The following is a 22003-nucleotide window of genomic DNA, read 5'->3' as shown; positions in this document are numbered from 1 at the left end:
AATGACCGCCTGCACGCATGAAGTGTGCCTGTAAACTTAATGTTTCAGATACTGATTCAATATGCATAATTTGCTATATTTTAAAGATTCAATGCCGCAGGATGCAGGTTCAAATCGAAGCACAAGGCGGTGAGATTCTGGGACCTGAGCTGGTAAGAGATCCCAGAGCCGCTAGAATAAGAACTCTGTCGTCACGTGGCGCTCAGGCGAACTGATTTTCAGGTGGGTCGTAATAATGGACTCCTATCTACGAATAATTCTCCAGCACAAAGCCATTGCGTGCGCGATACTTCTGATTTCTTCAGGACTGGCAACGGCGGATGGTCACAACGCTCATATCGCGATCGAAAATCCAGCAGAGCTGAGCAAGGATGAGGCCGCGGCCCACTACCATTCACTAAGCCGTCGCATGGCACGGGGGTATGCCGCGGCGCAACTGGATCTGATCCTCAACTACCAAAGCTGGCCGCTTTTTAACGACGCGCCTTATATCTCGGCCACGCACGGGCAGCGTTACGTAAACTCGTATGCCAACCGAATGGCACATAACTACGGGACATTGCAGCAAGGCGAAAAACTTCCCATGGGATCGGTGCTTGCCAAGGACAGCATGACGGTGACCGATGAAGGTCACATACATCCAGGCGCCATGTTCATAATGGAAAAATTGCCAGACGGTACCAGCCCGATCACCGCTGACTGGCGTTATATAATGGTGCTGCCGGACGGGTCGGTGTTCGGGGATACTATGGGGGACCGCGCCAGTGAGGTCGCGTACTGCCATGTCTGTCACGAGCAAGTGGCGGATCGCGACTATACGTTCTTTATCCCCGAAGAATATCGGGTGGGAAACTAAGCCGGTTCACCCGGCAGCTTGAGTTCTGTCGCCTCACGGCGGCTGAGCTGTTCGCCTTGTTTTCGTTTGGACAGTACCTCGCGGGCCAACGCGTATTTGTCATCCTGCCAGAAGATCAGGCATCCGTTGCAGCCCTTGCCGCAGCATCCTTCCGTGCCGATGCGGTTTGTCTTGAACCGGCGTTCGTTACCGTCTTCGCCAATCTTTTCAACCAGATCATCGCGACGGCGTGCATAAGCTGTTGAATTGTCGCGACCGGAGGTTTCCAATCCCTGCACGAGCTTGTCAAAGCGAATGCGGCTCCAGTGTTCGTCGGTCAGGGCGCGTTCCTTGCGCAGCACTGAATAGACCGGAAAACGGGAGCGCAGATCGTCGATATCCTCGTGATCAAACAGGGTGAAAGGCAACCGGATGATGGTTTTTGTGCTGCCATGAACCACGTCCAACCGTGCGCCATCATGGGCGCGTTCGAAATCGTAGACCCGCAGCAGAACTGTGTCGCGTGCGACTGGCGAGACGAAATCCAGCACATCACCCGGTTCCAGCTTGTTCTTCACCTCAACCAGAAAGGCATCCTCGGTCACTTCGGTGACGATCCCGGCATATTCCCATTGCGCGATCGAGGCCGTGTGTTCGTAATCATGTGCATAGTTTGTCAGCCGACCCTCGTGAAAGGCCAGTGTATAGCCGCGATTTCCGACGGTTTCGAGCTCGCGCATGTAAGGCTTGGGGTCCCAGTTTTCGGGATCCGCGAAATAGTCATCGATGGCCATACGATAGGCCCGCGCGACGATCGCGGCGTAGTATTCCGATTTGCCGCGCCCTTCGACCTTGAGGCTGTCGACACCGATTTTCAGGTACTCGTCCAGCTTCGGCATGATGCAGAGGTCGCGTGAGTTTAGGATGTACGAGCCGCGATCATCCTCTTCGATGGGCATCAGGTCACCGGGGCGACAGCCTTCTTCCAGCAGGAATTCGAACAGGTCGGCGTTTTCTTCGGTGATACGCAATTCCTGATGCGTACCATCCTTGAGGCGCAGTTTCAGACCATAGTTCCAGCGACAGGAATTGGCGCAGTTGCCCTGGTTGGCCCCGCGTTCGGCCATGAAATTCGACAGCAGGCAGCGGCCCGAATAGGTCATGCACATAGCGCCGTGCACGAAGGCTTCTAACTTGATATCAGGGCATTTCTCACGGATCTCGACCAGTTCGGGATAGGAAACCTCACGCGCCAGAACCACCAGCTCGGCCCCCTGATCCTGCCAGAACTTCACCGACAGCCACGAACAGATATTGGCCTGGGTCGAGATATGCAGCGGCAGTTCGGGCGCGCGCTCGCGGACGTATTGGAATACGCCCGGATCGGCGATGATCAACCCGTCGGGCTGCACCTTGCGCACCGTGTCGATGTATTCGTCCAGTTTCGGGATGTCTTTGTTATGCGAGAACAGGTTCAGTGTCAGGTAGGCGCGCCGGCCATGGTTGTGGCAGAACTCGACCCCTTCAATTACCTCGTCCAGCGAAAACTCGGACTTGGTGCGCAGCGACATATCCGGCGTGCCCAGATACACGGCGTCTGCCCCATAGAGGATGGCGAGTTTTAGTTTGCGCAGATTGCCCGCAGGCATCAGCAACTCGGATCTGGGCTGGGTCATGGAAGCTACCTGACAAAGGATCAAGGCGGCCTTCTACGCCATAATCATTGCGCCCAAAACCCTGTTATCTGCGACGGAACCGCGCTGTGCCGAAAACTTCGATCAGTTGTTGGCGCACCGGCTCGGGTTGCGCCTCGACTGCGTTCAGAACCTCACGCAGTTCGGCGCGCAGCCCATGCATCTGATCAATCAGCGAGATCATCATCGACAGCGCATCGGCCTCCATGTCGTATTGCTCGTGCAACTCGCAAGCCAGTTCCAGCCGGGCAACGTCGATACTGTGATAGACCAGCCCCTGCTCCGATTGTTCAGGGATCACGATCTCGGCCGCAAGATATTCGGTCAGGCGGTCAGAGGTCAGGCGCGAGACGGTTTCGATCAGTTCCTTTTCGGTCAGGGTCATGACGGCATTCCTTTCCGCGGATCGTAGCGGTGCGTTTCGCGCCAGGTCTCCATGAACTGCCTGAGGTCATCATCGATCTTGTCGGGCATCGAGACAGTCAATTCGATCAGTTGGTCGCCGCGCTGGGATGAGCCGCGTTTCTTCACCCCCTTGCCGCGCAGGCGAAGGGTTTTACCGCTGCTGGTGCCCGCCGGAACATTGACGTTTACACCGCCATCGATTGTGGGGGCGGCGACTTTGCCGCCCAGAATGGCCTCATCTATGCTGATCGGCAGCGTAATATGGATGTCGTCGCCCTGACGGTCAAACACCGGATGTTTGGCGACCGTGACGGTCACCAACGCATCCCCCGGAGGGCCTTCGCCATAACCCGGAGCACCCTTGCCGCGCAGACGGATGGTTTGACCCTCGGTTATACCGGCGGGGATCTTGACCTCGATCCGGTTACCGTCTGGTAGGGTCAGTTTCTGGCTGGCGCCAAACACGGCATCCAGAAAGCTGATCTGAAGGGAATAGTTCAGGTTATGCCCTGGCGCATGAAATTCATGTCTTTGCTGGCCGCCAAATCCACCGCGGCCGCGCATGAATTCGGCAAAGATGTCCGACATGTCGTCCGGGTCCGCCTGACGCCCGCGATAGGGGTTTCCAGCGGCCTCGGCATAGTCCCGGTAATAGTGTTGTTGCGGGCGTTCCTGACCCGATGCGTCGATTTCGCCATTGTCGAAGCGGGCGCGGGTTTCAGGATCTTTCAGCAAGTCATACGCGGCAGCGGCGGCCTTGAATTTGGCCTCGGCCTTGGCATCGCCGGGTTTCAGGTCCGGGTGGCACTCCTTAGCAATACGCCTGTAGGCTTTCTTGATTTCGTCGGCGCTGGCGTCTTTCGGTACGCCAAGGACGGAATAGGGATCGTCGCTCATCTCACACTCGCGGGTCAGGGCAGGTCTGATCTTGATGAATGTGTTCTATCACGTGTTTTCAACGGGTCAAAAGGAAGAGGCAATTGAATTGTCTCGAAAAAACTCAGAAGCCTGCTAATATCTTCATATTTCTGATTGTAGATAGACGGAGGCCATCCCATGTCGCGCAGAATCAAATCCGCTTTGGCCCTGCTGGCCGGCAATGCCATCGGGCTGTTGTTGGCTTCGCTGATACTGTCCGGTTTCGCGATCAAACCGATCTCTTTTATCGTGGTTGTGATCGTTTTCACTGTCGTTCAGGTGATCGCCGAGCCCTTGATACTGAAGCTTGGCGAAAAGAAAGCGCCCGCATTGAAAGGCGGGATAGCCCTGGTCGTGACATTTGTGGGCCTGCTGGTGACCGACCTCATCGCGTCGGGGCTGACCGTTGGTGGTATCTCGAACCTGCTGGCGGCGACGCTGCTTGTCTGGCTGGGGGCGCTGATCGCCAGCGTGGTGCTGCCGATCTACGTTTTCAAGGATCTGCGTGCCGCGAAGAAGTAATCACAGCGCGTTCAGGCTGACCTCGATCGCCTGCCACAGTTCGTCCACCGGTTCGCATCCAACGGACAGGCGGATGAAGGCCGGGTCGACGCTATCGCCCCAGCGCGCGCGGCGTTCGGCCGAGCTGTGAACACCTCCGAAGGATGTGGCGGGGCGCAAAAGCGGGCAGGTGTTGATGAAGGCTTCGGCCTTGTCTTCGCTCTCCAAAGTCAAGGATAGCAGAAATCCGAACCGGGCCGTTTGTGCCTGCGCCAGTGCGTGCGATGGATCATTGGCCAGCCCGGGATAGCGGACCTGTTTGACCGCTGGGTGAACTGCCAACCGTTCTGCTATTACCTGAGCCGAATTGCACATCCGGTCGAACCGGACATCCAGCGTTTCCAACCCGCGATGCAGCAACCATGCCTCATGCGGTCCGGGGATCGAGCCGGAGACCTTCCGCCATTCCTCGACCCGTTCCATGATGTCACTGTTGCGGCTGGCCACATGGCCCATCAGCATGTCGGAATGCCCGCCCATCGCTTTGGTGTCGGACGACACGACCACGTCGATGTCCAAATCCAACGGACGCTGACCCAACGGCGTCATCGTCGTATTGTCGGCAATCGTCACCCCGCCAGCAGACCGCACCTGTTCGGCTATGGCTTTCAGGTCAATCATGTCCAGACCGGGGTTCGAAGGGCTTTCGACGAACACAACGTCAAACCCGTCAAAACCACTTGCGGCAAACGCAGTGGTCGGGCGCTCTTCAATTGTCACGCCAAGACGCGAAAGGAACCGGTCGGCCAGCAGACGGGTGACATAGTACCCGTCCGAAGGAATCAGAAGGCGCGACCCGGCTTGCACCGTTGCAAAAAGAGCCGCAGAAATTGCGGCCATCCCCGAAGGAAAACTTAGGCAAGGCGCGTCTTCCAGATGGGACAAAACATGCTCAAGATGTGCCCAGGTGGAGTTATCGACACGGCCATAGGTCGGGTGACCGTCCGGCGCGCCCGGCAGATGGAACATGCTGCTTTGCGTCAGTGGAAGGGCGACGGGTTCGCCTTTTGACAACGCGTTGCCACGCAGGTGGAGCATTTCGCCTGTCTTTGGGGGGTTCATCGCTCAGCGCCCCGGAATTTCGTCGCGGGGCGGGGCGGGTTCCCAGTTCTCGATGATCTCGGCCGCCTCCTGCGCGGTATCGACAAAGCGGAACAGGTCCAAATCCTCTTCCGAGATCGTACCGGCATCCGCCAGTGCGTCCCAGTTGATAACCTTCTCCCAGAACGCGCGGCCAAACAGCAGGAATGGCACGCGGTCCATCCGGCCGGTCTGGATCAGGGTCAGGGATTCGAACAGCTCATCCAGCGTCCCAAACCCACCGGGAAAGATGGTGATGGCGCGGGCGCGCATCAGGAAGTGCATTTTGCGGATCGCAAAATAGTGGAAATTAAAGCTGAGCTCTGGCGTCACGAAACTGTTTGGCGCCTGCTCGTGCGGAAGCACGATGTTCAGCCCGATCGAGCACCCGCCCGCTTCGTGTGCACCGCGATTGCCAGCTTCCATCACACCGGGGCCGCCGCCAGTGACGATCACATTCTCGCGGCAGCCGGTTTCTTTTGATTTTACGGTCATCAGCCGGGCAAACTCACGCGCTTCATCGTAATATTTCGACAAGCTGGCCAGAGTCTCTGTCCGCGCGGTGTGCTTTTGCGAGGGTTCGGGGATGCGGGCGCCGCCGAACATGACGATGGTCGACGTGATCTCACGCTCGGTCATGATCATTTCGGGTTTCAGCAACTCAAGCTGCAAACGTACAGGGCGCAGCTCGTCCCGGCACAGAAACTCGTCATCCGCGAAAGCCAGACGGTAGGCCGGAGAGCGTGTTTGCGGTGTGTCCGGAACCTCTTTCGCGGTCGAGCGGTCGGTCTGCGCATCGCGAAACGGACTGTGACGGTCTTCTCTCATCGGTGATCGATCCCTGCTTGCGTGTTTGACAAACAGCTATAGGGTTCGCGGGCAGAGTGCCAGTCACGGAAAGACGAGAATGAATTGGAAAAGTGAAATATCGGCAGCACGGGACCGCATCGCGGGATATGCGCAGGTGACCCCTGTTATGGAAAGCAACATTCCCGGCTATCCGGTTGAACTGAAACTCGAGCACATGCAGCATACTGGCAGTTTCAAGGCGCGGGGTGCGTTCAATACGCTGCTCAGCTCGGACGTGCCGGCTGCGGGTGTGGTCGCCGCATCCGGTGGCAATCATGGTGCGGCGGCGGCCTATGCAGCGCAGACGCTGGGGTATCCTGCAAAAATATTTGTGCCGGAACTGGCGGGCCCGTCCAAGATCGCACTGATCCGGCAAACCGGTGCCGACCTGAGTGTTGTTTCCGGTGAATACGCGAACGCGCTGACCGCAGCGCAAGAGCATGAGGCAACGACGGGTGCAATGCAGATCCATGCTTATGACGCCCCGGCCACGGTGGCGGGGCAAGGGACCTGTTTTGCCGAATGGGACGCCCAGGGCTTGCAGGCGGATACGGTACTGGTCGCTGTTGGCGGCGGCGGGCTGATCGCAGGGGCGCTGGCCTGGTTCGGTGGCGCGCGCAAGGTTGTGGCGGTCGAGCCGGAAACGTCCTGTGCGTTGAATGCAGCGTTGCGCGCTGGTGAACCGGTCGATGTTTCCGTGTCGGGGATCGCCGCAAACGCGCTGGGCGCGCGGCGGATCGGCGAAATCTGTTTTGAACTGGCACAGGGTATGAGTTCGGTTCTGGTGTCAGACGATGCCATCGCGGCGGCACAGCAAGCGCTTTGGCGCGCGCATCGCATTCTGGTAGAACCTGCCGGCGCGACCGCATTGGCCGCCTTGACCTCGGGTGCGTATCGACCTGAACCGGGTGAGCGCGTGGCCGTTCTGGTTTGTGGTGCAAATATCGCACCGGACCCGTTCGCTGGGTAAATTATCGGGTTGTGGATGTGGATGGTGGATTTTATCTATAATCCATGACTGCAATGATCTCCGACACGATTTACCAAAGCCTCAGCCAGCGGATCATCACCGGAGAGCTAGCGGCCGGTGAAAAGCTGCGGCAGGACCATATTGCCCGAACCTTCGATACCAGCCATGTTCCGGTGCGCGAAGCCTTGTTGCGGCTTGAGGCGCATGGGTTGGCCCGGCATGAACCGCGCAAGGGAATGCGTGTAACAGCATTAGACCCGGCAGAGGTTCGGGAGGTGATCGAAATGCGCGTGGCGTTGGAAACGCTGGCGTTGCAGCAATCGATGCAAAACATGTCTCCGGTCGCGTTGGAAAAGATCGAGAACGCACGTATCGCCTGTGACGAGGCGCAGTCGATGCCGCAATGGGAGGCCCTCAACAGAACGTTCCATCGCGCCATCCTGACACCTTGCGGGCTGCCTCGGCTTTTGCACGCAATCGACGATCTGCATATCGCAAGCGCACGCCATCTGTTCGCGCAATGGCGGTTGAAATGGGTGCAGAGGGCTGACACGGATCATGCGGCCATTGTGCGGGCGTTGAAGCGCAAGGAAATGGCCACAGCAACGGCGATCCTGACCCGCCATATCCGGCGCGCAAGCTGATGACCCTGAGCCTCAGACGCAATTGGGCCCGTCTGCGTCGCATTGCGCCATGGGTCGGGCTTGCGTATAGGCCAAATCAACGTGAACATATTCTGTAGGGAGACACTCCATGTCCAACGCGCAACTGGAAGCCGCCATCGAAACCGCCTGGGAGGCACGCGAGACCATCACGCCCGCCACCACAGGCGAGCAGCGCGAGGCGATCGAGGATACGCTGAATGCGCTGGACAGTGGCTCGTTGCGCGTGGCGGAAAAGCTGGAATCCGGTGACTGGCACGTAAACCAATGGGCCAAAAAGGCGGTTCTGCTGGGCTTCCGTATCAAGGACATGGAAATCCAGCCGGGCGGTCCGCAGGACGGCGGCTGGTGGGACAAGGTGGACAGCAAGTTCGCCGGTTGGGGTGAAAACCAGTGGCGGTCTGCCGGGTTCCGCGCGGTTCCAAACTGCGTTGTCCGCAAATCCGCTTACATCGCACCGGGCGTGGTGCTTATGCCGTCTTTCGTGAACCTTGGGGCCTATGTTGACGAAGGCACGATGGTTGATACCTGGGCCACCGTCGGATCCTGCGCACAGATCGGCAAGAATGTGCACCTGTCGGGTGGCGTTGGTATTGGCGGAGTGCTTGAGCCGATGCAGGCTGGTCCCACCATCATTGAAGACAATTGCTTTATCGGCGCGCGCTCGGAAGTGGTCGAGGGATGTATCGTCCGCGAAGGCTCGGTTCTGGGGATGGGCGTGTTCATTGGTAAGTCCACCAAGATCGTGGACCGCGAAACCGGAGAAGTCATGTATGGCGAGGTTCCGCCCTATTCGGTTGTGGTCGCGGGTTCCATGCCGTCGAAGAACAACGTCAGCCTCTATTGCGCTGTGATCGTGAAGCGGGTTGACGAAAAGACCCGCTCGAAAACGGGCATCAACGAATTGCTGCGGGACTGATCGTTCTGATTAACGCGCAAGGCCGGGGCATAACTGCTCCGGCCTATTTGTTTTTTGGGTCAAGCCGACTGAACCAGATACGAAGTTCTTGGCCGCGATCAGCTTTGAAGTGCTGCTTAGCGGTTCTCACCCTGCATGGCTTCGACTTCAGTGCTTCCTGTGTTTACTTCAGCACTTTCGGTTTCGCTGCCGCCTTCGGATTCACCGTTGCCTTCGGTTTCACCATCGCCGCCGGATTCAACTCAACAGCTTTTCGGGCCGGAGGCATTCAATCAATGAGGGAGGCCGAGACTCGCGTTCACTGAGTCTCTCGCCCATCTTATCCCTTGATCGGATACCGGTCCGGTTCCTCGAAAACATCGATAACCCGTGTGCCGGCCTTGATTTTGCCGCCATGTTCCACGCCTGACGGGATCGAATAACTGTCGCCAGAGCGGTAGGTCCGGGTCTGCCCGTCGATGGTCAATTCAATCTCACCCTCGACCACTGTGCCCCATTGGGCTTTGTGAGAATGTAAGGGCAACTCGAAATCCTGAAGAAAAGTAAAGAACGCCACCAACCCTGCATCCGACCGGATCACGGCCGTTTGCACCACGTCGTCGGGGAACGGTACGTCGAGGCTGGGAAAACTCGTTATGAAATCTGGGTAGGGCATGAAGGCGTCCTTTGGTATCCGGGATAGGTTTATTCTGGGTACTATGGGCGCAAGGCGGGGCTCCTACAATTGTTGGCTGCTTGACCGCGAACCGGCGCGGGGCTATGGCCCGGTGCATGGAGAAGCAAAAGAAACCCTCACGTCAGCAAGTCTATACCCTTCTGGTCCAGATTGGCCGCAAGGAGGGCGACGGCCTGCCAGATGGGGCGACCGGCGCGGCACTGATGTGCTATGCCAGCGGCGTGGATGAGGCCGAGGCCGTGCGTGAGACGGTTGCGATCCTTAAGCAGGCAGACACCGCACCGCTGGACGTCACCGGATATGGCACATTGGCCGAGCGTGAAGCGCAAGGCCACGATATCGAGCCGGACGAACGTGCGCTGATGCAAAGAGCATTGGATGAAAACGCAGTGATCGTCGCGCAGATGACACCGTTTTTCGAAGACGAAGCACAAGCCTAGTTTCGCGACCCGAACCACTTGCGATAGATTTCGTCATAGGTTCCGTCTTCGCGCAGGCCGAGCAATGCCTGGTTAACATCCTCGACCAGCGGTGATCCGGTCGGAAATGCGATGCCGTAATTCTCGCGCAGGAAGACGCCACCTGTCATCGATGCAATCCGCCGCCCTTCATGAGCTGCGAAGTAGGACAGGATCGGCGCGTCGAACACGACGGCATTCAGTTCTTCGGCTTTGAAGGCGTCCAGCATCTCGTTCAGTCCGGGGTAGCCGGTGAACTCGATCTCGCGCCGGTTCAGAAAGCTCGCCGCTGTAGACCCCGAGATTGTCCCGACATTCTTGCCGTAAAGGTCGTTCACCGAATTCACGCTGCCGGTAATCGCGTCCACCGTCATGACCGAGGTGATGCGGGCGGTAAACACCGACACGATGAACAAGGATGACACCACCAGGGTAACCCCCAGCATACGACCGAACGGTGTTCGCGGCATTCGTTCTTCGAACCCGCCATTCACAACCAAATTCAGTGCCCACCAGAACGATGGGAACCACGCCTCGTTAAGGTTGCGGTCGAAATAGGGTTGGGCACGGCGTTCAAAGCTCCACATCAGCATGCCGCCACCGAGGAGAATGGCAAAGGCCAGCCCGATAGCGATGAAAAGTTCTTTCGATAGCAGAGCCTGCAAAATCGAAGGTTTTCGTACCGCGTCCGAGGGCACCATGATCTGAAGACCCGCTTCAAAGATCGGCTGAGAAAAGTCCATTTGCGTTTCGCGCAGGGCGGTGATCGAGATATTGGCGATGGCAAGGTCTGCAGATCCGCTCTGCACGGCACCCAACATGTCAGAAAACGCGTCGACGCGGTTGACCGTGTAGTCCCAGTTCAGAGCCTCGGCCAGGGCCGCCAGCAAATCCATGGAAAAACCGGTTTCATGGCCGCCCTCGACATAGGAAAACGGCGGGCGGGTCACTGTTGTGACCGAAAGGGACTGTGCCAGGCTCTGCTGTGCGATGACGGCGAAAGTCAGGCAGATCAGTGCGAAGAGGGCGCGCTTCATATTCAATTCACCTGTTTCGCGGCCCTGTAACGCGAATTTGTGGCGGGCGGCAAGGTGGTCGCAGGGTAAAGTTCCATGTTTTATTGGGGTGCCGCTTTGACATCTACATATTCGGATGACCGTTTTTTTACGGATTGGGGTTGGAAAACCGGCCAAATCGTTGAATCTGTGCGCGAACCCGCGTCAGACACAGTTTCAGAGGTCCCCGCATGACTGATCCCGTCCAATTGACAGCCGAACTGATCCGTTGCCCTTCGGTCACACCTTCAGAGGGCGGAGCACTTGTTTTGCTTGAGACAGTGCTGTCGGAGGCAGGTTTCGAATGCACGCGCGTCGATCGCGGCGGCATCAGTAACCTGTTCGCACGTTGGGGGCAGAAAGGTCATGCGCGTAGTTTCGGATTTAACGGTCACACAGACGTCGTCCCTGTCGGCGACGAAGCTGCCTGGACTGCGCCGCCCTTCGGGGCCGAAGTGCGGGATGGTGTGATGTATGGGCGCGGTACTACCGATATGAAATCCGGTGTTGCGGCTTTTGCGGCTGCCGCAATGGATTTCGTGCGTGACACCCCGCCGGATGGGGCAATTGTTCTGGCGATTACCGGTGATGAGGAAGGCGATGCGTTGGACGGCACCACTGCGCTTCTCGATTACATGGAAGGTGCCGGAGAGCGTATGTCGGTCTGTCTGGTGGGTGAGCCAACATGCCCGAACAAAATGGGTGAGATGATCAAGATCGGTCGCCGGGGCTCAATGACTGCGTGGTTTAAGATTACAGGTGTGCAGGGACATTCGGCTTATCCACATCGGGCCAAAAACCCTCTGCCCGCCATGGCGCGGCTGATGGATCGGCTTGCCAGTCATGAACTAGATCAGGGCACGGACCATTTCGACGCCTCCACACTGGCTGTTGTTACCATCGACACCGGAAACGCCGCGACCAACGTGATCCCGGCGCAATGCAGCGGAGCGGTCAATATCCGCTTTAACGATCTGCATTCCGGAGCCAGCCTGAGTGACTGGTTGCAATCAGAAGCGGATCAGGTGGCAGCTCAGTACGGTGTCGAAATCGGTGTCACGATCAGCATTTCGGGTGAAAGTTTCCTAACCCCACCAGGGCCTTTGTCGGATCTGGTGGCCAAAGCGGTCGAAGCCGAGACCGGCGTAACACCCGAACTGTCGACAACCGGGGGCACTTCGGATGCGCGCTTTGTCAAAGACCATTGTCCGGTGGTGGAGTTCGGCTTGGTCGGGCGCACGATGCATCAGGTGGACGAGTGTGTTGAGGTTGCGCAGATCGAGCAGCTCAAATCGATCTATACCCGTATCCTGACGGATTATTTCGCCTGATCCATGCAACGCACATTGGTGATCATGGTCAAGGAACCCAGACCGGGTCGTGTCAAGACGCGGCTGGGGCGTGATATCGGCATGGTTGGTGCCGCGTGGTGGTTTCGGCATCAGACCCGCGCCTTGATCCGCAGGCTACGTGATCCCCGTTGGCAGATTGTGCTGGCCGTGTCGCCCGATGCAGAAGGCCTTGTAAGCCGTGTCTGGCCCGTTGACCTGCCACGCGCGCCGCAGGGGTCCGGTGACCTAGGTGGCCGGATGAAGCGGATGTTGCGCGGAATGCCCAAGGGGCCGGTTTGCCTGATTGGTGCGGATATTCCGGGTATTTCGCGTGCACATATTGCCCGTGCTTTTGGTGCGCTTGGGCGATCCCAGATGGTGTTCGGCCCCGCGCCGGATGGCGGCTATTGGCTGGTCGGTGCGCAGCGTTATGGCGCGCTGCCCGCAGGTCTGTTCCACGATGTGCGCTGGTCGACAGAACATGCATTGGCCGACACACTTGCCTCAATCCCAAACTGCCGTGTGACCCTGCTGGACCAACTGCGCGATGTGGATACGGTTGCTGATCTGAAACCCTGAGGTTTTTTGGTCATGACGCGGTCGCAAACGCGTGCTACGCCGGAAGCATGACTCGCATCCCCACCAAGCAGGAGGTCCTTGACTGGATCTCGGCGAACCCCACCCTGACCTCGAAACGCGACATCGCCAAAGCCTTTGGTATCAAGGGCGCGGATCGCATTGACCTCAAGCGCATCCTCAAAGAGCTTGAGGCCGAAGGACACCTTGAAAAACGCAAGCGCAGCTATCGCGATCCGGACCGTCTTCCACCTGTCAGTGTCTTGCAGGTGAAAGAGCCGAATGCCGATGGTGATCTGTTCGCCCGACCACTGGAATGGCATGGCGAAGGGGTCGAGCCCATCGTTCTGATCATCGCGCGGGCCAGCGACCCGGCCTTGGGCGAGGGTGACCGTATTCTGGCCCGCCTGACCGTCGTGCACGAGGAAGATCACAATTACGAAGCCCGTCTGATCCGCCGGATCGGAACCAACCCGCGCAAGATCGTGGGCATATTCCGCAAAGGGGCCGAAGGGGGCCGGATCGTCCCTATCGACAAGGCCGGCCAGACCGAATGGCTGGTTGCCGATGGCGCGGTGCATGGTGCCAAAGACGGCGAATTGGTCGAGGCCGAACAGGCCGGGCCAAAAAATCGCATGGGCCTGCCACGCGCCCGCATTGTTGAACGGTTGGGTGATCCGACCGCGCCCAAGGCTGTTTCGCTGATCGCGATCCATCAGCACGGTATCCCGGATGACTTTCCCGACAAGGTCATAGCCGAAGCAGACAATGCCAAACCCGTTGGCCTGAAGGGCCGCGAGGACCTGCGGGACATGCCGCTGCTGACCATCGACCCCTCGGATGCGCGTGATCGTGATGATGCCTGCTACGCGCACGCGGATGACGACCCGAAGAATCCCGGCGGACATGTGATCTGGGTCGCTATCGCCGATGTTGCTGCTTATGTGCTGTCTGGCTCGGCCCTGGATCGTGAGGCGCGCAAACGAGGCAATTCAAGTTATTTCCCTGACCGAGTGGTCCCGATGCTGCCTGATCGGCTGTCGGGTGATCTGTGTTCCCTGCATGAAGGCGTCCCGCGTGCCTGTATCGCTGCGCGGATGCAGATTGACGCGGACGGTAACAAGATTGGTCATCGTTTCGTGCGGGGGTTGATGCGTTCGGTCGCGTCGCTAAACTATGCCGAAGTGCAGGAGGCCATCGACGGCAACCCGAACGACCGCACCGGGCCATTGGTGGAGACGGTCTTGAAACCGCTTTATGCCGCCTATGCCGCGCTGAAGAAAGCGCGGGCTGTGCGACAGCCGCTGGAACTGGACCTGCCCGAGCGTAAGATCGTGCTCAGCGAAACGGGTCATGTTGAAAGCGTGGCGTTCCGTGACCGGTTGGATGCGCATCGGTTGATCGAAGAGTTCATGATCCTCGCCAATGTCTCGGCTGCGGAGACACTGATCGCCAAGCGCCGTCCGCTGCTGTTCCGCGTGCACGAGGAACCCGCGCCCGAGAAACTGGAAAGCCTGCGGGAAACGGCGCAGGCTGCCGGATTGAACCTCGCCAAGGGGCAGGTGCTGCAAACCCGCCACCTGAATGCGCTGCTGAACGCCGCCGCCGGGACCGAGGATGCGGAACTGATCAACCTGACCACCCTGCGGTCAATGGCACAGGCATATTACAACCCTGAGAACTTCGGCCATTTCGGGCTGGCGCTGCGGAACTACGCGCATTTCACCTCTCCTATCCGGCGCTATGCCGATCTGGTCGTGCATCGGGCGCTGATCTCGGCCCACAGTTGGGGCACGGACGGTTTGACAGAAGACGAGATTACCCGGCTCGAAGAAACGGCCACTCATATCTCGGACACCGAGCGCCGCTCGATGATGGCTGAACGGGACACGACTGACCGCTATCTGGCCGCGTATCTGAGCGAACGGGTTGGCAATGAATTCACGGGCCGGATCAGCGGAATTGCCCGGTTTGGTGCTTTTGTCAAAATGGACGAAACCGGTGCGGATGGCTTGGTTCCGGTGCGATCACTTGGGCGCGAGTTTTTCCATTTCGACCGCGAGGCCGGGACACTTATGGGGGCGGACACGGGGCTGACTATCGCCATTGGTCAACGTGTCACCGTTCGACTGACCGAAGCGACACCAGTGACCGGCGGGTTGGAGCTGGAGCTGCTGTCCATTGACGACCAGACCCTGCCGCGCGGACAGGGGCCAAAAGGGCGATCATCCCGGCGCAAAGCGATCAGCACCAAGCGCAAGAAGGACAAGATCAAGCGCAAGGTCGAACGCAAACGCCGTCAGAGGTGATAGGTCAACGCCCGGGCAATCAGCCATCCGTGGCGTGTTGGATCGATTTGTGTAGTGTCATCAAACAGAACGGCACGGTTCCCATCTATCTGGTCCTCGCCCGGAAAGGCGTATGTGAAATCGCTTATCAACCGGGTTTGGCAGTGCACAAACAAGGCGAAACTTGCCGACTTGTGCGCGCCCAGCCGGATCGTTGACCCTTTGGGTGCAAGATAGGCGGGCTGACCCCAGCGCAGTTCCTCTCGCACCGTGGGGGCGGCAGGCAGAGAGGCTGCCGTGTCAAACACAAGTGCCCGCAAGGCCAGTGCCCCCGCACGGGTTTGCGGGGGCAGGGCTTCAAAGGCCGAAGCGACCAAAGGGTTTTCGAAAGGTTTCACGCAATTGGTATCGCCTGTTCCAACCGATCCACGTAACTGTTTAGCAGGTTATCCTGTTTGATCCGGCGGGTCAGGGGGGTGTCCGCAGGTGTGGCACGCATAGCGGCAAGCATTGGACCAACGCTCATGTCAGCCGATGTCGGCCGGTCCCCAAGCAGGAAAGAGGATTGCCACAGATAGGCCGAGATCGCCTCGAGGTCACGTTCGATCCGGTCCAGCCGTTCGGACAGCGAAAATCGCCCGATTCCCTGTGACGTAATTCCCTTCAGAACGGATTTCCGGATCGCATTGGATGCGGGTTTTCGGATCAAAGCCGGAATTCCGGTAAAGAACGTATCGCGTAAGATTGGCCAGACTTGGTCATTGCCCCAGCGATCCAGAACGATGTGAAAATACAGATGCTCTTCGGCCATGCGCACCAGGGCGCGAGACTGCGCCTTTTCGACATCCGTCAACTCTTTGTCGAAATCCGCGCCCTGCTGTTCCAACCAATCGCGGATCAGGTCGCTGTCCGGGACTAGGCGTTCCGGCGTCCGCAAAACGGGCAGCTTCTGGTGGGGCATCTTACGGGGGTCAAGCATGTCCGAGCGCTGCCAGGTCTGGCCGGACTGCTGAAGCATCAATGCTGTCTTGACGCAGAAGGGGCTGGCACTGAACAGGCCGAAGGCAGAGGGGAAGGTGAGAAGGGTCAGCATTATAAGGCTCCGTGTTATGGGGTGCTGACTGAGTATCGGGGTCTAATGACAGTTTCTGTCATTAGGGATAAGCTATAATACATCATGTCCCGCACCGCCCGTTTGTTCCAACTGATGCAAGCCCTGCGTTCTGGCCCTTCGCCCAGAACATCCGAACAGTTGGCGCAGGATTTGGGTGTTTCGGCCCGAACAATTCATCGGGATATTGATGCATTGCGTGGACTGGGTGCCGTGATCGATGGCGAAGCGGGGTTTGGCTTTACGCTGATCGAGGACGCAACCCTGCCCCCATTGGGGTTCACTGATGATGAGCTTGAAGCGTTGGTTCTGGGCCTGCGCGAAGTTCAGGTGATTGGCGATCCGGCTTTGTCGGGCGCAGCGGGCACGGCCCTGCGGAAACTTCAGGGACGCTTGCCGCAACGCCAGTCCCACCGGCTCAGCCATGCGGTTCTGGCTGCTACGCGGTTCAACCGCCCGCCTGAACCCACGATTGACGTGGCCACTCTGCGGCAGGCGACGTGGGATGAGCGCGCGGTTGAGTTTTTCTATACGGACGCGAAAGGCGATGCTACGCACAGGCGCGTCAACCCGTTGAGCATCGTCTATCTGGATCACTCGAACGTGTTGTTGGGCTGGTGCCACCTGCGACAGGATTTTCGCGTTTTCCGGTTGGATCGCTTGCAGGATATGTCAGTGACGGAACAAAGTTTCAGGCCGAACCGCGTGCCCCTGCTGCGCGAAGCATTGGAACGCATTCGGGCAGAGCGTGCCGCGCAGGAGCGTGAGGCGAACGTCTGAGCTCTTTGTGAATTTCCGATTTTGCGCTACCCTGTGGTCGAGCAGTAATCAGGAAAAACGGAATGCGAAAATGCGTAGGCGGCGTCATGACCGTCGCATTGTGGGCATCCATAGTGCAGGCGGAAACAACAGAAAATACCAGATGGGCAGACAGCGGGATATCGCGCGATGCGTTGCAACTGGCTTCGGCGGATGTGACCGTTTCGATCCGTCCGGTCCCGCGCCCGTTGACTGAGGCCTTGCCCGTGGCTTCTGCGACAACGGCACGGTTTCAGACCTGGCTTGGCGCGTTTCAGGGCCGCGCGCGGCGGCAGGGCATTTCGCAGGGAACACTGACTCAGGTGTTTTCGGGCATGAGCTATGACGCAGATGTCCTGGAACGGGATCGCAATCAGGCGGAGTTTTCGAAACCCATCTGGGAGTATCTTGAGACCGCAGTTTCGGAAACGCGCCTGTCGAATGGGCGCGCCGCCCTGCAGCGGCATCGGCAGGTGTTGAACCGGATCGAGGCTGAATACGGCGTCGAAAAAGAGGTGGTCACAGCCATCTGGGGACTTGAAACCTCTTTCGGGTCTTATCGCGGCAGCAGTCCAACGCTTCGTTCATTGGCGACGCTAGCCTTTGATGCGCGGCGGGCACAATTCTTTGAAACGCAGTTGGTCGCTGCCCTGCGGATTGTGCAGGCTGGTGATATCAGTGCCGGCAACATGCTTGGCAGTTGGGCGGGCGCAATGGGGCATACGCAATTCATGCCCACGTCATATCTGGATCACGCGGTAGACTTCGACGGTGATGGCAGGCGCGACATCTGGTCGGATGACCCGACGGATGCGCTGGCTTCGGCGGCGTCTTATCTGGCGCGGCATGGTTGGACGAAGGGTCAGCCGTGGGGCGTGGAGGTGCGTCTGCCCACGGATTTCGATTACGCCTCAGCCCGTCGTGATTTTACGCTGATGCCGTCCGAATGGGCTGCACAGGGTGTCGTGGCGCGGGATGGCACCGTCGTGCCGGATCATGGGAAGGCCGCGATCCTGCTTCCGGCTGGAAGTCAGGGCGTCGCGCTGATGATTTTTGACAATTTCAACGTGATCGAGGCGTATAACGGGGCCGATGCCTATGTGATCGGCATCGGGTATCTGTCCGACCGGCTTGCGGGGGGCGCACCGTTTCAATCTGACTGGCCGCGCGGCGATCGGGTGCTGAGCTTTGCCGAGAAAAAGGAACTTCAGACACGTCTGACGGATGCGGGCTTTGACACAAAGGGTGTCGACGGGCGCACTGGGCCAAATACGATCAACGCGGTTCGAGCGTATCAACTGGCGCAAGGGTTGGTCCCGGACGGATACCCCACGCCAAACCTGCTGGAGCGGTTGCGATGACAAAAAAAGGCGGCCCATATGGACCGCCTTTTAAGATGCATAAATCGCTGAGTTAGGATGCGGCTTTCATCAGCCCCTGCGCAATGATCTCGGCCTGTGCTTCGTCCAGCGACTTGTAGATCCGCACGAACATCTCGTCGATATCCGCAGGCGTCAGGATCAGCGGGGGTGAGATGATCATCCGGTCGCCGACATGGCGCATGATCAGGTTATTGGCAAAGCACCGATCACGGCAGATATAGCCGACCGTGCCGGGTTCGGATGCGAATTTGGCGCGGTTTGCTTTGTCCGGGGTCAGCGCGATAGATGCCATCATGCCAACGATCTTAGCCTCACCCACCAGTGGATGATCTGCCAGTGCTTCCCATTTCTCTTTCAGATAGGGGGCGGCAACGTCGCGCACATGCTCAACGATCTTCTCTTCTTCGAGGATGCGCAGGTTCTCCAATGCCACGGCAGCCGCGACCGGGTGGCCGGAATAGGTATAGCCATGGTTGAATTCGGTACCGCCGATTACTTCGGCGATTTCGTCGTTCACGATGGACCCGCCGATGGGCGCATAGCCCGAGCTAAGGCCCTTGGCGATGGTCATGATATGCGGTTTGATGCCAACGGTTTCAGAGCCGAACCAGTTGCCTGTCCGGCCAAATCCGCAGATGACCTCGTCAGCTATCAGCAAGATATCGTACTTGTCGCAGATACGCTGAATTTCCGGCCAGTATGTATCGGGCGCGACAATCACACCGCCTGCACCCTGAACCGGCTCGGCGATAAAGGCGGCTACCCGGTCTTCGCCCAACTCCTCAATCGCCTCTTCCAGCTCGCGCGCGCGGGCCAGACCGAATTCTTCGGGCGACATGTCGCCGCCTTCGGCCCACCAGTTGGGTTGGTTTATGTGGTGGATGTTCGGGATCGGAATGCCACCCTGTGCGTGCATCCCGGCCATACCACCCAGCGAGGCCGAGCCCACGGATGAGCCGTGATAGGCGTTCTTTCGGCTGATGATGATGTTCTTGTCAGGCTGGCCCTTCTGGGCCCAGTAGGTGCGCACGAGGCGGATATTGGTATCGTTTGCCTCGGACCCGCCTGCTGCAAAAAAGACATGGTTCAGGTCGCCCGGAGCCAGTTCGGCAATCTTGGCAGCCAAAGCAATCGCCGGGACGTGGGTCGTTTTGAAGAAGGTGTTGTAATAGGGCAGCTCGCGCATCTGGCGCGCGGCAACATCAGCCAGCTCATCACGCCCGTACCCGATATTGACGCACCACAGGCCCGCCATGGCGTCCAGAATTTCTTCACCTTCGCTGTCAGTCAGATAAACGCCAGTGGCACGTGTGATCACGCGCGCCCCTTCCTTCCCCAGCGCACCATTGGCCGAGAAGGGGTGAATGTGATGCGCCGCATCCAGCGCCTGCAATTCGGCGGTCGGCATATGGTTGGTGATGGTAGACATCGGAGAATCTCCTTCAAGAACGCAGTTGGCGAACACAATATGATCAAATTTTTTCGTGTCAATCGAATCAGGCTGAATCAGACGGACGTCAATGCTTCCGCCATCAGGTCCATGCCTTGTTCGATGTCCTGGGCGGTTGCCTTTGCGGTCATTTCAGCGTCACCGACGCGCAAAGCGGCAATAATGTCCTTGTGCCGATCCGGAAGGCTCTGTGTGCCGAAGCGCCCGCAGACAACACGCAATGAGGGGCCAAACCGCAACCAAAGTCTTTCAGCTAGGTCACTGAGGATCGGCGCGTTTGCGTAAGAATACAGCGTTTCGTGAAAAGCCTGGTTCAAACGCAGATAGCCACCGACATCTCCATCGGCGATCATGCGATCCAAATGCCTGTCCAGGCGTTCCAAGTGATCAATGTCCTGCGTTTTCAGGTTGGCGGTTGCACGTCTGGAAAGCTCTGATTCTATTGAAATTCTGGCGAAGATCATCTCTTCAATATCGTTGGAGTTCAGCAACGGTACACTGACGCGCCGATTGCCCTGGAAAACCAACCCTCCATCCGAGATCAACCGGCGAATCGCTTCGCGGACCGGAGTCATCCCAACACCCAGCGAATCAGTCAGACCTTGGATCGTGACGGGCTGACCTGGGACCAGTTCACCGAACAGAATCTGTGATCTGAGTGTTTGGTAAACCTGCTCATGCGCGGGTTGTTTGCCCCCTTCGGTCGACGGCGCATATGCCTTATTTTTGATCAAATCCAATTGGTTCTTCCTATTTCGACTAAGCCTGACTTGTCAGGTGACTGGCCACGTGAAACCATACGCTGGATCGAGGGAAAACGCAAAACTTGATCAAATCCAAAAAAACGGGAAAATACCCGTACACTTGCAGGGAGAAGAATATGACAATCAAAACGCTGACCATGACAGCGGTCATCGCATTGGGGACTTCGGCGGCATTTGCTGAAGAGGTGCGTGTTTACAACTGGTCCGACTACATCGACGAAGAACTGCTGAGCAAGTTCGAAGCAGAAACAGGTCTGACCCTGATCTATGACGTGTTCGACAGCAACGAGGTTCTGGAAACCAAGATGCTGGCCGGTGGCTCGGGCTATGATGTAGTTGTACCGTCAGGTACATTCCTTCAGCGCCAGATCCAGGCCGGCGCGTTTCAGCAGCTGGACCAAAGCAAGCTTTCGAACGCCGGAAACCTTTGGGATGTAATCGAAGAGCGAACTGCCGGTTATGACCCGGACAACGCGTATTCGATCAACTATATGTGGGGAACAACCGGGATCGGCGTGAATGTCGGTAAGGTCAAAGAGGTTCTGGGCGACGACATTGCCCTGAACAGCATGGACTTGGTCCTGAAACCCGAGAACATGGAAAAGCTGGCCACTTGCGGTGTGCATTTCCTGGATGCCCCGGCCGAGATCATTCCCATGGTGCTGCAATACCTTGGAGAAAACCCTGACAGCCACGACGCGGACGTGATCGGCAAGACCGAAGCGGTTCTGACAGCAGTCCGCCCGCATATCCAGAAATTCCACAGCTCGGAATATATCAATGCGCTGGCAAATGGCGACATCTGCGTTGCTGTTGGCTGGTCGGGTGACATCCTTCAGGCACGCGACCGTGCCGCAGAGGCAGATAACGGGGTGGAGATCGAGTATCACCCCTTCGCCGAAGGGTCACTGATGTGGTTCGACCAGATGGCAATTCCTGTCGATGCTCCAAATCCCGAAGGCGCACACACGTTCCTTAACTTCATTCTGGACGCCAACAACATGGCGGCGGCATCGAACTATGTGTATTACGCCAACGGCAACAAAGCGTCTCAGGAATTTCTGGAAGAGGACGTGATCGGCGATCCGGCCATCTACCCGGATGATGCCACGATGCAGAACCTGTACATCACGACACCTTATCCGGCGAAAACGCAGCGGGTCGTGACGCGTCTGTGGACCAAGGTCAAATCGGGCACCTGATCCGAATTGCACCGGCAGG

Annotated in this window: 23 protein-coding genes; 12 read left to right on the top strand and 11 right to left on the bottom strand. The window is 58.1% G+C overall.

What is annotated here, in order from left to right:
• The first annotated feature begins 235 nt into the window (after nt 1–235).
• On the top strand, nt 236–856 hold the full coding sequence (locus ACR0AM_RS07750) for a cytochrome P460 family protein (RefSeq protein ID WP_480493906.1): 621 nt from the start codon (nt 236–238) through the stop codon (nt 854–856).
• Here the strand turns inward: ACR0AM_RS07750 and ACR0AM_RS07745 are convergent.
• The 3 genes from ACR0AM_RS07745 to ACR0AM_RS07735 all read right to left on the bottom strand — a co-directional run bounded on the left by ACR0AM_RS07745 (nt 853) and on the right by ACR0AM_RS07735 (nt 3831).
• Nucleotides 853–2511 (bottom strand): U32 family peptidase, encoded by a 1659-nt coding sequence (locus ACR0AM_RS07745; protein ID WP_480622570.1) that lies wholly within the window; start codon nt 2509–2511, stop codon nt 853–855. The two genes, ACR0AM_RS07750 and ACR0AM_RS07745, sit on opposite strands and share 4 nt — an antisense overlap.
• Nucleotides 2512–2575: 64 nt before the next feature.
• Nucleotides 2576–2914 (bottom strand): hypothetical protein, encoded by a 339-nt coding sequence (locus tag ACR0AM_RS07740; protein WP_480474199.1) that lies wholly within the window; start codon nt 2912–2914, stop codon nt 2576–2578.
• On the bottom strand, nt 2911–3831 hold the full coding sequence (locus ACR0AM_RS07735) for a DnaJ C-terminal domain-containing protein (RefSeq protein ID WP_480474198.1): 921 nt from the start codon (nt 3829–3831) through the stop codon (nt 2911–2913). The genes ACR0AM_RS07740 and ACR0AM_RS07735 overlap by 4 nt, the downstream gene beginning before the upstream one ends.
• 159 nt (nt 3832–3990) lie before the next feature.
• Here ACR0AM_RS07735 and ACR0AM_RS07730 point away from each other — a divergent pair, with 159 nt between their 5' ends.
• Nucleotides 3991–4374, top strand: a complete 384-nt coding sequence (locus ACR0AM_RS07730; RefSeq protein WP_267363718.1) for a hypothetical protein — start codon at nt 3991–3993, stop codon at nt 4372–4374.
• Here the strand turns inward: ACR0AM_RS07730 and ACR0AM_RS07725 are convergent, their stop codons facing one another.
• Together ACR0AM_RS07725 and ACR0AM_RS07720 are read right to left on the bottom strand one after the other, a co-directional pair.
• Nucleotides 4375–5475, bottom strand: a complete 1101-nt coding sequence (locus tag ACR0AM_RS07725; protein ID WP_480622569.1) for a cystathionine gamma-lyase — start codon at nt 5473–5475, stop codon at nt 4375–4377.
• 3 nt (nt 5476–5478) lie between these two features.
• The gene (locus ACR0AM_RS07720) at nt 5479–6321 is read right to left on the bottom strand and encodes an LOG family protein (protein WP_480559968.1); all 843 of its coding nucleotides are present in this window, start codon (nt 6319–6321) and stop codon (nt 5479–5481) included.
• Between the two features lie 79 nt (nt 6322–6400).
• Between ACR0AM_RS07720 and ACR0AM_RS07715 the strand changes: the two genes are divergently transcribed.
• From ACR0AM_RS07715 to dapD, 3 genes are all read left to right on the top strand, one after another.
• Complete coding sequence (locus tag ACR0AM_RS07715) at nt 6401–7312, top strand: threonine/serine dehydratase (RefSeq protein ID WP_480622568.1); 912 nt, start codon at nt 6401–6403, stop codon at nt 7310–7312.
• 44 nt (nt 7313–7356) lie between these two features.
• Nucleotides 7357–7956 carry a GntR family transcriptional regulator gene (locus ACR0AM_RS07710; protein WP_209598385.1) on the top strand — a complete coding sequence of 200 codons (600 nt, stop codon included), beginning with the start codon at nt 7357–7359 and terminating at the stop codon, nt 7954–7956.
• A 109-nt stretch (nt 7957–8065) separates the two neighbouring features.
• Entirely contained in the window at nt 8066–8893 is an 828-nt protein-coding gene (gene dapD / locus ACR0AM_RS07705) for a 2,3,4,5-tetrahydropyridine-2,6-dicarboxylate N-succinyltransferase (RefSeq protein WP_480474194.1), read from the top strand.
• A gap of 319 nt (nt 8894–9212) precedes the next feature.
• Here the strand turns inward: dapD and ACR0AM_RS07700 are convergent, their stop codons facing one another.
• Nucleotides 9213–9548: a cupin domain-containing protein gene (locus tag ACR0AM_RS07700; protein WP_480622567.1), complete on the bottom strand. Its 336-nt coding sequence runs from the start codon at nt 9546–9548 to the stop codon at nt 9213–9215.
• 116 nt (nt 9549–9664) lie between these two features.
• Between ACR0AM_RS07700 and ACR0AM_RS07695 the strand changes: the two genes are divergently transcribed.
• Nucleotides 9665–10009: a hypothetical protein gene (locus tag ACR0AM_RS07695; RefSeq protein ID WP_480474192.1), complete on the top strand. Its 345-nt coding sequence runs from the start codon at nt 9665–9667 to the stop codon at nt 10007–10009.
• On the opposite strand, the gene ACR0AM_RS07690 is transcribed toward ACR0AM_RS07695, so the two are convergent.
• Complete coding sequence (locus ACR0AM_RS07690) at nt 10006–11064, bottom strand: transporter substrate-binding domain-containing protein (RefSeq protein ID WP_480474191.1); 1059 nt, start codon at nt 11062–11064, stop codon at nt 10006–10008. The genes ACR0AM_RS07695 and ACR0AM_RS07690 overlap by 4 nt on opposite strands.
• A 209-nt stretch (nt 11065–11273) precedes the next feature.
• Between ACR0AM_RS07690 and dapE the strand changes: the two genes are divergently transcribed.
• From dapE to rnr, 3 genes are read left to right on the top strand one after another with little or no spacing between them, the layout of a single operon-like run.
• Nucleotides 11274–12413, top strand: a complete 1140-nt coding sequence (dapE, locus tag ACR0AM_RS07685) for a succinyl-diaminopimelate desuccinylase (RefSeq protein ID WP_480622566.1) — start codon at nt 11274–11276, stop codon at nt 12411–12413.
• 3 nt (nt 12414–12416) lie between these two features.
• Complete coding sequence (locus ACR0AM_RS07680) at nt 12417–12992, top strand: TIGR04282 family arsenosugar biosynthesis glycosyltransferase (RefSeq protein WP_480588368.1); 576 nt, start codon at nt 12417–12419, stop codon at nt 12990–12992.
• A gap of 47 nt (nt 12993–13039) precedes the next feature.
• Nucleotides 13040–15298, top strand: coding sequence for a ribonuclease R (rnr, locus tag ACR0AM_RS07675; RefSeq protein ID WP_480622565.1), 2259 nt, complete (start codon nt 13040–13042; stop codon nt 15296–15298).
• Here rnr and ACR0AM_RS07670 read toward each other — a convergent pair.
• Nucleotides 15289–15675: a DUF1801 domain-containing protein gene (locus ACR0AM_RS07670; RefSeq protein ID WP_480622564.1), complete on the bottom strand. Its 387-nt coding sequence runs from the start codon at nt 15673–15675 to the stop codon at nt 15289–15291. The two genes, rnr and ACR0AM_RS07670, sit on opposite strands and share 10 nt — an antisense overlap.
• A complete protein-coding gene (locus ACR0AM_RS07665; protein ID WP_480622563.1) occupies nt 15672–16370 on the bottom strand; it encodes a glutathione S-transferase family protein in 699 nt (232 codons plus the stop codon). The genes ACR0AM_RS07670 and ACR0AM_RS07665 overlap by 4 nt, the downstream gene beginning before the upstream one ends.
• 84 nt (nt 16371–16454) lie before the next feature.
• Between ACR0AM_RS07665 and ACR0AM_RS07660 the strand changes: the two genes are divergently transcribed.
• Nucleotides 16455–17168, top strand: a complete 714-nt coding sequence (locus ACR0AM_RS07660) for a helix-turn-helix transcriptional regulator (protein ID WP_480484146.1) — start codon at nt 16455–16457, stop codon at nt 17166–17168.
• Nucleotides 17169–17230: 62 nt separating this feature from the next.
• Nucleotides 17231–18547 carry a lytic murein transglycosylase gene (locus ACR0AM_RS07655; protein ID WP_480622562.1) on the top strand — a complete coding sequence of 439 codons (1317 nt, stop codon included), beginning with the start codon at nt 17231–17233 and terminating at the stop codon, nt 18545–18547.
• Between the two features lie 52 nt (nt 18548–18599).
• On the opposite strand, the gene ACR0AM_RS07650 is transcribed toward ACR0AM_RS07655, so the two are convergent.
• Both ACR0AM_RS07650 and ACR0AM_RS07645 read right to left on the bottom strand, forming a co-directional pair.
• The gene (locus tag ACR0AM_RS07650) at nt 18600–19997 is read right to left on the bottom strand and encodes an aspartate aminotransferase family protein (RefSeq protein ID WP_480517901.1); all 1398 of its coding nucleotides are present in this window, start codon (nt 19995–19997) and stop codon (nt 18600–18602) included.
• Nucleotides 19998–20074: 77 nt separating this feature from the next.
• Nucleotides 20075–20758 carry a GntR family transcriptional regulator gene (locus ACR0AM_RS07645; protein WP_480474182.1) on the bottom strand — a complete coding sequence of 228 codons (684 nt, stop codon included), beginning with the start codon at nt 20756–20758 and terminating at the stop codon, nt 20075–20077.
• A gap of 140 nt (nt 20759–20898) precedes the next feature.
• Here ACR0AM_RS07645 and ACR0AM_RS07640 point away from each other — a divergent pair, with 140 nt between their 5' ends.
• Nucleotides 20899–21984 carry a polyamine ABC transporter substrate-binding protein gene (locus tag ACR0AM_RS07640; protein ID WP_480474181.1) on the top strand — a complete coding sequence of 362 codons (1086 nt, stop codon included), beginning with the start codon at nt 20899–20901 and terminating at the stop codon, nt 21982–21984.
• Nucleotides 21985–22003: the final 19 nt, after the last annotated feature.

It is taken from the genome of Ruegeria sp. AD9 (assembly GCF_056542305.1).
This window is presented reverse-complemented; position numbering and strand designations above follow the sequence as displayed.